The sequence below is a fragment of the Actinomycetota bacterium genome (genome assembly GCA_005888325.1).
In the GTDB taxonomy this organism is placed as follows: domain Bacteria; phylum Actinomycetota; class Acidimicrobiia; order Acidimicrobiales; family AC-14; genus AC-14.
Genome location: VAWU01000012.1, coordinates 7,875 through 19,368 on the forward strand (window position 1 = coordinate 7,875; position 11,494 = coordinate 19,368).

General features: G+C 65.5%; 9 protein-coding genes and 1 pseudogene. 8 read left to right on the plus strand and 2 right to left on the minus strand.

Annotation, left to right across the window (positions count from 1 at the left end; genetic code table 11):
- The coding region (locus E6G06_02080) for a DUF3040 domain-containing protein (GenBank protein ID TML93484.1) at window positions 1-440 on the plus strand (440 nt) is incomplete at its 5' end.
- A gap of 268 nt (window positions 441-708) precedes the next feature.
- On the opposite strand, the gene E6G06_02085 is transcribed toward E6G06_02080, so the two are convergent.
- Both E6G06_02085 and E6G06_02090 read right to left on the minus strand, forming a co-directional pair.
- Window positions 709-3,171, minus strand: a complete 2,463-nt coding sequence (locus E6G06_02085; protein ID TML93485.1) for a hypothetical protein — start codon at window positions 3,169-3,171, stop codon at window positions 709-711.
- A 185-nt stretch (window positions 3,172-3,356) separates the two neighbouring features.
- Window positions 3,357-6,089: a hypothetical protein gene (locus tag E6G06_02090; GenBank protein ID TML93486.1), complete on the minus strand. Its 2,733-nt coding sequence runs from the start codon at window positions 6,087-6,089 to the stop codon at window positions 3,357-3,359.
- A gap of 201 nt (window positions 6,090-6,290) precedes the next feature.
- Between E6G06_02090 and E6G06_02095 the strand changes: the two genes are divergently transcribed.
- The 7 genes and pseudogenes from E6G06_02095 to E6G06_02125 form a co-directional block, all read left to right on the plus strand.
- Complete coding sequence (locus tag E6G06_02095) at window positions 6,291-6,992, plus strand: DUF1269 domain-containing protein (GenBank protein TML93487.1); 702 nt, start codon at window positions 6,291-6,293, stop codon at window positions 6,990-6,992.
- Between the two features lie 133 nt (window positions 6,993-7,125).
- Entirely contained in the window at window positions 7,126-7,524 is a 399-nt protein-coding gene (locus E6G06_02100) for an SHOCT domain-containing protein (GenBank protein ID TML93488.1), read from the plus strand.
- The gene (locus tag E6G06_02105) at window positions 7,521-7,916 is read left to right on the plus strand and encodes an SCP2 sterol-binding domain-containing protein (protein TML93489.1); all 396 of its coding nucleotides are present in this window, start codon (window positions 7,521-7,523) and stop codon (window positions 7,914-7,916) included. Before E6G06_02100 ends, E6G06_02105 begins: the two co-directional genes overlap by 4 nt.
- Window positions 7,913-9,956, plus strand: a pseudogene (locus E6G06_02110) (amylo-alpha-1,6-glucosidase). Before E6G06_02105 ends, E6G06_02110 begins: the two are co-directional and overlap by 4 nt.
- A gap of 166 nt (window positions 9,957-10,122) precedes the next feature.
- Window positions 10,123-10,503, plus strand: coding sequence for a hypothetical protein (locus tag E6G06_02115; protein TML93490.1), 381 nt, complete (start codon window positions 10,123-10,125; stop codon window positions 10,501-10,503).
- 96 nt (window positions 10,504-10,599) lie between these two features.
- On the plus strand, window positions 10,600-11,139 hold the full coding sequence (locus tag E6G06_02120) for a hypothetical protein (GenBank protein TML93491.1): 540 nt from the start codon (window positions 10,600-10,602) through the stop codon (window positions 11,137-11,139).
- A gap of 97 nt (window positions 11,140-11,236) precedes the next feature.
- A partial coding sequence (locus E6G06_02125; GenBank protein TML93492.1) for a hypothetical protein occupies window positions 11,237-11,494 on the plus strand: 258 nt, incomplete at its 3' end.

Sequence of the window (11,494 nt, forward strand, 5' to 3'; positions counted from 1 at the left end):
GTCGGTCTCTTCCGAAAGGACGAGCAATGGCTGACCGGCTGAACCCGTCCCATGATCGAGTACGGCTGACGGGTGAGGAGCTTCGCAGTCTCGAGCGAATCGAACAAGCGCTGACGACCGACCGCGCCGCCGAGACCGCGACCGTTGCCGAGGCACCGTTCGGATCGCAGTCGGCCCGGCCACGATGGTTCGCTCGTTGGCGGCTGCTCGGGGTCGCGCCCTGGCTCATCCCGATCGGGCTGGTCGTTCTCGTAACGGGTCTTTGGTCCGCCGCGCTCGCGACCGGTTTCGGCGCCGCGCTCGCCGTCATCGGGATGACGGGGTGCGCGTGGCGCGCCTGGCGCGGCTCGCGGCTGGAAAGGGAATGTCGCGATCGGCGAGATGCTGACCTGCCGGAGTACGTGAGTCGCACCCGGCCGGACGCTTCAGATCATCACTAGGCCATGACGCCTCGAGCTGATGGGAAGCTGAAAGGAGAGATGCGCGACGGTCACGAGAGGCGGAGGGCCTCCGTTCGAACGGACGCCATCTTCAAGGTCGTCCTCAGTGTCTTGGTCATGGTGGAAGTGGTTGAGGAGATGCGATTCGCCAGAGACCAAATGGCCAGGACGGTCAGGGCCTGGTTTGACCGCCTCGAGCACCGTGACTCTCGCCATGTCCACGCGGCGGAGCTCGGATATCTGATCCGCCACATGCGCTGAGTGCTCGCTATGCGATGCCGAGCTCTTGGGCGCGCTGGATCGCTTCGCGCCGACCCCTCACGTCGAGCTTGCCGTAGATGTTGCGGAGGTGCGTCTTGAGCGTGTTCAGCGAGATGTACAGGTGCGCAGCAATCTCAGCGCTGGACAATGGGGTTGGCAGATAGCGGATGACCTCCAGCTCTCGTTTGCTGAGGCCGAGCACAGCGGCGCCTGCCGTCGCCGGCGACCGCTGAGCGGAGCGCATGATGCGCCGAGCGTATGGCGTGGGCGCAGCGTGAAGTTGCGTGCGCAGAAGCCGCTCGGCGGAACCTCCCCCATCGAGGAACAGCCTTATGTGGCCTTCGGGTTCAGCCGCCTTCAGGACCGCCGATGCGCGCCTCAGGCCGTCCCGCCGGTTGCCGGATTCGAAGTCGACGATTGCTGCCCAGAGGTCGTGCTGCAGCAAGTTTCGCGGCTCCGCGTCTCGGTCCAGGTACCACTGATCCATCCGCGCCCGCGCTGTCGCAATGTCGCCGCGTAGGATCGCCGCTTGTACGGCAGCCGCGGCCAGCTCTCCAAAAGGCGGCACGTTGGACTCTTCGAGGGTCGCCTCTGCCCGGTCGATGGCACGCAGCGAGAGCAACAGCCGCATCTCGGCAGCAAGCAAGTAGGACTCGATGAGCATCGGCAGCGGTGGTTCGCCGGCTTGACGATTGCGTTCGATGCCTTCGAGGCCCCGCTCCGGCTGGCCCGCGGCGAGGAACCAGAGCGCCCGCTCGACTGTGTGTAGCCCTTGGGTGATCGGCCGACGGCTCCTTTTGGCGATGGCATGTGCTTCATCGAGCCAACGCACCGATCGACGGAGATCGCCTCGCTCGCGAAAGACGTGCGCGCTCGCGATGCGCGCGTCGAGGATCGCGGGGTGCTGCAGTAGACCGGCGTCGTTCGCCACGCCGGCCGCACGAAAGGCATGGATTCGTGCGACGCGCAGATTGCCCGCCCAGGCCTCGAGAAGCGCGAGTGCGCTCAGGACGTGTGTGAGCCAGGGCGCATAGACGCCAGGTATTCGCACGAGCGCCCGAAAGGCGCGGCGACTGTTCGGGAAATCGCCGGCGTACCAGAGGGCTCGCGCGCGCGAGGCAGCAGCCATCATCATCAGGCTTTCGGGATGGGTGATCCCGAAGATGTCGGGAAGCTCCGCCGCGTCCATGGAGTCGAGAGCTCGAAGTGCACTTTCGGCGGAATCATCGATGGGCGCGTCAATGAAACTCCATGTGGCCCGTAGTGCCTCGACAGCGGCCTGTTGACCGCGGGACTGTTCGCGGTTCTCGAGCCCGTGCAAGAGCTGGCCCGCTTGTGGCGTATTTCCGAGCATCGTGAGGACGTAGGCGCGACGAACCTCGAGCTGCCCGTCGCTGACGTCGGCGCTCGACGGGATCGCGTCCAGCCAGCGCCTCAGCTCGTGCGCGCGACCGTGCTCGAACATCGACTGCCCGTGGGAGTCAACGAGTTCGAGCAGACGAGTCCAGTCTTCCGCCTCGATGAGGTACGTGGCCGCTACATCCAGATCGCCGCGTTCCGCATGCCACGCCGCGGCCTGTACGAGCAACCGGGATTCTGCAGTTGGTTCACCGAGCCGAAGCTCGCGACGCAGTAGGTCGCGGAACATCGGGTGATAGACAAACCACTCCGGTGCGTCGGAGATTCGCTGGGTGAAGACCGCGCCAAGCTCGAGTCGACTCAACAGCGCGGATCCGCCGGTCTCTCCGGTCAACGCGTCGCACAATGAGCCGCTCACCCGCTCCAGCACGGAGGTTTGAGCCAAGAACCGGCGGACGAACGGCGGTTGGACGGCCAGAACCTGATCGAGGAGAAATGCCGCGACGTGCCGGTCTTCGCCGCTAAAGGCGTCGATGTATACGTCCGGATCCGAGGCGCGGCGAAGTCCGATTGCCGCCAGCTGAACGCCAACTCCCCATCCCTCGGTACGCGTGAGAAGTCGCTCGATCTGCTCATCGGTGAGCTCGCGGCCAGAGACTTCACGAACGAGCGACCACACCTCTTCGGTGGTGAATGCCAGATCACGCTCGTCCACGAGGAAAACGCGGGTGCGCGGGCCCAATCGGCGCATTCGCTGCGGTCGGGATCGGCGCGTCACGAGGAGTTGGATATTGCGCGGAATGCGCTCTACCAGGACGGCCAACTCACGGACCAGGTCGACGTCCTGCGGAGCGTCGAGAGCGTCGAGGGCGAAGATCGTCGCATTCGCAGCCGACTTCAGCTGGTCCACGAGGTCGTCGACGAATCGCTCACCCATCGAGCCGCCGGGTTCTCCGAAATCGACGCGGCCGAGCGTGCGTGGCTCGAGGCCGAGATCCGAGAGCGCCGCGAGCAGCTTTGCGGCCGCGACCGCCCCGTCATCCGCGCGAGCAAAGGCAACCCGTGCCACGGGCTGGCCGCGGTGCTCCGCCGCCCACTGGTCGACCAGCACGCTCTTCCCGTATCCCGCCGGTGCACTTACCACTGTCAAGGGGTGCCGGACTCCCTCGCGCAGCCGTGCCACGAGTCGCGGCCGAATGAGGAGGCCGCCGCCCGACCGTCGTGATGCTGACCGCTCCTCGCTTGTGGGCATGATCTCGTGGTCGGGAGAACTCGCGTCCAGGCATCGCGCGAGCGCTAGAGCAGACGGAGTCGCTCGGCGGTATCTACGGCGTCTCGTCGCCCGACTACGTCGAACTTCCGGTAGATGTGCTTCAAGTGTGTCTTGATGGTGTTGAGGGAGACACCCAGCCGTTCCGCGATCTCGGTGTTCGACAGCCGAGTTGGAAGGAGCGCCAACACGATGTACTCGCGCTCGGTGAGCTGTTCCACGAACTCCTTCACGGGTATGGCGCGTCCCGCGGTGACAGGACGGTCCACAATCGTTCGCAGAAATGCCGTCGGGGCCACCTTGTACAGTGTCCGGGCCGGCCCGAGAGCGTGTCTGCCCGCCAGGATGAACGGGTCGACGTTGTGCTGGGGCTCCGCTTCCGCCACGACCGCAGCGATGTTCGCGCACGCGCCGGCCTCGTCCCCCTCGAGGTGCTTTACGATCGAGAGCCACAATCGCCGCTCCAAGCGGGCACGTGGCCCGCGGTCCTCAGACCATCCGGCGAGAAGGGCCCGTGCCGTCGCGAGATCACGGCGTTCGACCGCCAGCTGGGTCCGCGCGGCCATGACGTCGGAGTCGTTGCCTTCTGGCGCCGCGTCGAGCACAGCTTCTGCACTGTCGAGCTCGCCGAGTGTGATGTGGAGCAACGCTTCGATCGCGGACCGGCGGGCGAGGATCGTGCAGGGAATCGCCGCGTTCTCACCGGCACGTTGGCGGGTGAGGATGGCAAGACCGGCGGCCGGCTCGCTGGCTGCGAGTGCGAGATGTGCCCGCTCGGTCGCGATCCACGCGGCGACGGCACGGTGCGGGCTCCCGCCCGGTCGCGCCTCGAGGTCGTCGAGAAGCGAGCCGGCGCGACCCAGATCGCCTCGTTGGAGCGCGACGAGAGCGAACGCGTGCCGAGCGTTGGTGATCGGTGAGTCTCCGAGGCCAACGTGCTCAGCGAACGAAACGGCTCGGAGAGCCAGCTGCTCGCCCGTCGTGAGGTTCCCTGACCACGCCTCGACGAGGGCGAGCGAGCTCATCGCAATGGCCCGCCAGACGCCGTGGGCGTCATCGGGCACGCCCTCCAGGGCGCACCGGGCCGCGGAGAGCCGGCCTTGGTACATGTACGCGATACCGCGCGAGACGAACGCTGCGGAGCTCACGTCGATGCGGCCCCCCGTGAGGCCGAGGACGTCGGGAAGGTCCGCATCGTCGACCGACGCAAGGCCGCTCAGGACCCGATCGGCTGCATCGATGGCCTCCGACGCGTTATATCCGATCACCGCCCAATACGAGCGCAGGAGATCCGCGACGATGCCGTCAGCGGACGAGGCTGCCACGACATTGTCGACCGCATCGAGCGCCTCAGCCACGCCAGTCGGCGCGCCTCCAAAGATCAACGCTGCAGCCTCGAGCAACAGCGCGCGTCCACGTTCCCGTCGCACGGACGGCGGCACGCGCTCGATCCAGCTCGCAACACGACGTCCGTCGCCTAGGGCAAACGTGCTGGCGCTGTGTGTTGACGCTTCCCGAAGCAGGTCGTCCCAGGCTCCCGCATCTGCGAGGTACGTCATCGCAGCGTCCACGTCGTCGCGCTGAAGATGCCAAGCGGCCGCCCGACGTACGAGGTCGTACTCGAGAGCAGGGTCCTCCTGCCGGAGGTGATGGCGGAGGAGCATCCGGAACAGCTGGTGGTACCGGAACCAGTTCGGCCGAGACTCGACCCGCGTGATGAACATCGATGTGCGATGGAGCTCCTCGAGCATCGCCAGGCTGCGCGAATGGCCCGTGACGAAGTCGCAGAGCGATCCGCTCATTCGGTCCAACACGGAAGTCGACAGGATGAAGCGGCGGACGTGATCGGGCTGGCGATTGAGCACCTGCTCCGTGAGGTAGTCGGCGACGTGGCGATCGTCCCCGGCGAAGGTCGCCACGAAGTCGTCGACGTCGGGCCGTTCTCGAAGCGACAGGGCAGCAAGTTGGAGCCCAACCGCCCATCCCTCCGTCCGCGCCACGAGGGCATCGACGTGGGCCGCGCTCACGCTGTTGCCGGCTACCCGAGAGATGAGCCTGGCTCCTTCGTCCCGCGTGAACGCCAGGTCGTCCTGCCGGATCTCCACGAGCGCGTCGGAGACCCGAAGGCGGTAATACCTCAATGGCGGGTCGGCCCTCGTCGCAAGGACGACGTGCAGGGAACGCGGCGCCTGGTCGACGACGGCCGCGAACTCGTCCACCAGGGCCGGACGCGACAGGATGTGGAAATCGTCCAGCACGAGGGTGGTCGGGCGGGTCACTTCGAGCCCGTCCGGAAGCGTTCTCAGGAAGCCAGGGCCAATTCGGATCCGACCCCATTCGGTGCCGGTCGCCGTCACGGCATCGGAGAGCCGGCCCGTCGGCGCGAGGGCCGCGCAAAGCGCACGAGCGAAGCGGTCGGTGTCGTTGTGATCGGGCCGAACCGTGAGCCACCGGACTCGCTCCCGGCGACGCGATGATGCCCATTGTGAGAGCAGCACGGTCTTGCCGTAGCCGGGCGGCGCGACGACGATCGTGAGGCGTTGTTCGAGCGCAAGATCGAGCAGGGACAGCAGGCGATCACGATGGACGGCAACCGCTGGGACCGGAGGCGATAGGAAGCTCTCGGCCGGCGCCGAGCCCGGCTGCCGCGTGCCGGCGCTCTTCCGCTTCGGTGAGGCGCGGCCCACCGCCATTGCAGCGCTTCCTATGCCAGACCCGCGGAGGCCCCGTCCCCCGACGGTTGTTTGCTCAACCGTCATGCCCGTTCTCTCCCGTACGGCTTGTGAACTGCATCCTCTCGTGAGCGCCCGCGGGGTGACATCACCCTGCGGGGTGATTTTGAATTCATTCCAACCGCTTCATGACCCGACCGCGGGGACCGCCGATCACCCCGCGAAGGTGATGGAGCGCTGCCGGAACCCTCCGACACTGAGGCAACGAGTCAGACACGGAGGATGGTCATGATTGACATCGGACCGGTACAGCTGCTCGCGATCGGCTTCGGGCCCGAGGCGGAGTATGACGGGCAGATCCTCGCCGAGCTGGAGCGCTTGGACGGCAAGGGTCTCATCCGTGTGCTCGACCTCCTGTTCGTCGGGCAGGACGTCGAGGCCGATCAGCTCGTGGCGCTGAATTACCAGGGCGACGAGCTCGGAGGTCTCGTCGGCGCGCTCCTGGGATTCGCATTCCAGGGTGAGCCCAGCGGGCGTGTCGTTGTCGCCGACGCGCCCCCTGGCAAGGAGTCAGTTGGGTTGACTCGTGAGCATCTCCAGGACCTGGTTACGGACACTCCGTCAGACCTGGCAATCGCCGTACTTCTCATCGAGCACCTCTGGGCCCGTGACTTCAAGCAATCCCTCCGTCGCGCCGGCGCCTTTCCGTTGGTCGAGGGCTTTCTCTCGACCGACATGCTGGCGGACCTCGCGCTCGAACTCGAGGCGACGGTACGGACGCTCGACGAGGTCGAGGGCCAGGAACACGGGTCGGCCACCGCCGGTCCACCAGGGCGCGAGAAGACGCCCGGAGGATTGCAAATGGCGATACGGGCGGGGAGTCGCGTTCAAGCGAGACAGACGTACCGCACCATCAACCGCATGGCGCGCCGCCGAGCGCTTTTTCGTGACGCCATGAGACGAGAGTCCGCGTCGCGATATGACGGGTAGTGGGTAACGACCTCAGCTCTCATGCATCGTGCGCGTGCCATCACCCAGCGGGGGTGATGCGGACGGTGCCCGAGTCGGGTGACAGTGGGCCATCGGAGGCGTAGGCCCCGAGCGCACATTGAAGGAGAGTCCGATGGTCCTTGCTCAGTTCGGTACCGGGCAGGTGTTTCTGTCGATGCTTTGGTTCGTTCTGTTCTTCCTGTGGATCTGGCTTGTGATCACGGTTTTCGCCGACATCTTTCGGAGCCCCGACCTCTCGGGCTGGGGAAAGGCCCTCTGGTCGATCCTCGTCATCTTCATGCCGTACCTCGGTGTCTTCGTCTATCTCATCGCCCGGGGGCGGAAGATGAGCGAGCACGCAGCAGATGAGGCAATGGCTCGGGACCAGATGTATCGCGGGTATGTCCGAGACGTTGTCGAGAGCACACCGACCGACGTCGATCAGTTGGCCAGGCTCGCGGCCATGCGGGAGCAGGGCTTGATCGATGACGCGGAGTTCCAGCGCATGAAAGCCAAGGTAACTGCGGCATGACAGGCCGGTCGACTGGCGGCGTGCAGTCTCCAACCGACTCGTTCTTTGCCGACTTGGCGACTCGTCGCCACGAGCCCTTGCTCAAGAGCGCATCAGGCAGCGTTCAGTTCGATCTCGTTGACGGTGAGCGGCTGGAGCACTGGTGCGTGACGATGGACAAGGGCGACGTCGCCGTGTCGCACAAGAACGCGAAGGCCGATGCCATCGTGCGTCTCGACAAGGCGACGTTCGACGGCATGGCGTCGGGGAGGGTCAACGCAATAGCAGCAACCCTACGAGGCGAGCTGGTCCCCGAGGGTGACCTCGGTCTGGTCTTGCTCTTCCAGCGGCTGTTCCCGGCACCCGAGGGTGCGGACGGCGCGGCAGACCTCGTTGCGAGGCGTGCGCGGTGAGCGCGGACCTGGTCCAGATCCTCGACGGCAACACGTTCGTCGTGAGTGATGCCCGCGGCGACATCGAGGCGTCGCTCACAGACCCAACTGGGCTGTTCTCATTCGACACGCGCTTCCTGTCGAAATGGGTGCTCAAGATCGCGGACGAACGCTTGAGCCCGTTGTCGGTCGACAACCTCCAGTACTTCGAAGCTCGCTTCTTTCTCATACGTGGGACCGGCACCGTCTACGTGGACGCGAAGCTCTCAGTGATCCGGCAACGAGCGGTGGGCGACGGGTTCCTCGAGCAGTTGACGGTCCTGAACCATGACGACAAGGCGGTCGATGTCGCCGTCAGACTCGACGCAGATAGCGATTTTGCCGACCTCTTCGAGGTAAAAGACGCCCTCGAGAAGAAAGGCATTCGCAAGAACCGTGTGGAAGACGGGCGGCTCGTGCTCGGGTACGAACGGGGTCCGTTCGTACGTGAGACGTGGATCTCGGCGACGGAGCCGGCAGCCATCGACGAGCGCGGCCTGTCCTTTGCCCTGACGCTCGAGCCCCACGGCGAGTGGAAGACGGACGTGAACGTGGTGACGGCGCTGAGCGCCACCGGCGAGCGTCACGACCGTCCCAAGTACGGGTCAAGCAACAGAGAACCGCGGCCGAGCATGGCGCGCGACCTGGACAGCTGGCTCGCGGAGGCGCCGCGCCTCAACTGCGACTGGGAACCGTTGACCGAGGCCTACCGACGAAGCCTCGTCGACTTGGCGGCCCTCCGGTTCACCACCCGCACGATGCCCGGCCACGCCCTTCCCGCAGCCGGTCTGCCGTGGTTCATGACGTTGTTCGGGCGCGACAGCATCTTCACGAGCCTGCAGGCGCTCCCATTCGCGCCCGAACTGGCTGCGACGACGCTACGCGCGCTCGGCGAGCGTCAAGGTTCACGCGTGGACGACTTCCGCGACGAGGACCCCGGCAAGATCCTTCACGAAATGCGTTATGGCGAGATGACAGCCTTCGAGGAACGGCCACACTCCCCGTACTACGGCTCGTCGGACGCGACCGCCTTGTTCGTTGTGTTGCTGGACGAGTACGAGCGCTGGACCGGCGACCGCGCCCTTGTCCGCGAGCTCGAGTTCGAGGCTCGCGCCGCCCTGAACTGGATCGACGAATACGGCGACCTCCAGGGGGAACGGCTACGTCTCGTACAAGCGCCGCAACGAGGAGACCGGACTCGAGAACCAGTGCTGGAAGGACTCCTGGGACTCGATCTCCTACCGAAACGGGGCGCTGCCCGGATTCCCACGCGCCACCTGCGAACTTCAGGGGTATTCCTACGACGCCAAGATGCGAGGCGCTCGGCTCGCGCGCGAGGTGTGGCGCGACGGCGCGTTCGCCGATCGGCTCGAGAAGGAAGCTGCGGCGTTCAAGCGACGGTTCAACCGTGACTTCTGGGTCGATGACGGCGGCTACTTCGCCGTCGCGCTGGACGCTGACGGTCAGAAGGTGGACTCCCTGACGTCAAACAACGGACACCTGCTGTGGAGCGGGATCGTCGACAAGTCCAAGGCGAAGTCGGTTGTGCGACACCTTGTGGGCCCGGCCCTCTACTCGGGCTGGGGCATTCGGACACTTGCCGAAGGCGAGGGCCGGTACAACCCGATCGGCTATCACGTCGGAACGATTTGGCCGTTCGACAACTCGTTCATCGCTTGGGGCTTGCGGCGGTACGGATACAAAGCGGAGGCGGCGAAGGTCGCGGCCGGGATCCTGGACGCCGCGCAGTTCTTCGACGGCCGGCTCCCGGAGGCGTTCGGCGGTTACCCCCGGACGCTGACGAAGCATCCGGTCCAGTACCCGACGGCCTGTAGTCCGCAGGCATGGTCGACAGGGACGCCGTTGTTGCTCCTGCGCACGATGCTCGGCCTCGAACCCGTCGGCGACCAGATCGCTGTCGACCCGGCCCTGCCGAGGAGCATCGGTCGGCTGGAGCTGCTGGATATTCCCGGTAGGTGGGGACGGGTCGACGCGCTCGGCCGCGGCCGGATCAAGACATGACCTTGCGGAGCGTGACCTTGACGTTTGGATGTCAGGCGGCCTGGTTCGTGTTCGAGGCGTGGTGCGCGCTCGCGAGGAGGCTCGCGAGCGGGAGTCATCGTCCCGCTCTCGTCACGGACCCGGAGCAGTTGCGGTGGGGGTCCTGATGCATCGACGAGCGAGTGTCTTGATCGTTGCTCTTGCCATTGCAACGGCGGGCGTGGGGTGTAGCGAGTCGCAATCCGATACGAAAGCGCTGTGCGACTCGAAGGACAAGTTTGCAGCCTCAGTTCAATCACTGAAGGACGTTGACGTCGTACAGGAAGGAACATCGGCGGTGCGATCGGCTGTGGAGCGGGTGCAGGCGGATGGAAGGGCGTTCATGAATGAAGCCAAGTCGAGATACGGCAATGAAGTGGAAGACCTTCGGGTCTCTCTGTCAAAGCTCGGGACGGCACTGAAGCAGGTCGAGTCCGATGGGATTGAGCCGGTGGCAGGCGCCGCCGCAGTGGTGCAGACCTCGGCTTCGACGCTGATCGACGAGGTTCAGGCGGGCGACTGCTCCTGAAGTCGTTCGCCTGGAGGGCGAGAACACAGGAGGCAGTGCGAAATGCCGCTCTTTTCCGGGCGAGCGAGACTTGCGCCACCGATCGAGAACCCGCTCGTGCCGGTGGTCCGGCCGTTCAGCCCAAAGGGCAAGCAGTCGCTGTACGCATCCGTCAACAGCGGCGCCCTGAAGCGTCGCTCGCGCGTCGATCGAGAATGCGGTGGAGGCGTGGGCGTGCCCGACGAGCGCGGCATTGCCGAACGAGGCGCCGTCGACATCTTCGACGCAACACCAGAACTGGCGAGCCGGTTCGACGCCGTGTGGAACCAAGTCGTTGGCTCCGACGAGGGGTGCGCCATGCTCCTTCGCGAGGCGATCATCATTGCCGGGCTATTCACCGAAGCCGATCGTCGGAGCTTTCCGACTGTAGATGGCGAACCGCGTAGGCCGGGCGGGCACTGGAAGGGCTGCCGCCGGTATGCCGCCCAGCTGAGCCATGAGCTCGTGCTCGCATGGCCGTTTTGGGTCGCGGTCACGAGCCCGCGTTCCATGCGGTCGAAGAGCCTCAGGACTGGTGTCAGGGGTCGAGATGGGTTCGGGGCGGCGAATAACCCACAACGGGTGATGTCGGAAATCTCGTTGCGCCTCATTGTTTGACAGAACGACAGAAGGAGAGGCCATGACGAACGCGAGAATCGATGTAACGAACGAGGGTCCGGGGCCTCGAGCGGTCGACCCGGTCGCTTCTTACTACGTGGAGACACCCGTTACGGGGTGGACCGGCTGGATCACGTTCGCCAGCGTGATGTTGATCGTCATCGGGGCATTTCACGCCATGGCCGGCTTCGTGGGCATCTTCAAGGATGGTTACTACGTGGTGCCGAAGAAGGATCTCCTCGTGACCGTGGACTACACCGCGTGGGGATGGGCTCATCTGGGCTTTGGGCTCGTGGCGATCGCGACCGCGATCGGCATCGGGGTAGGCAACATGGTGGCGCGGGTCGTCGGCGTC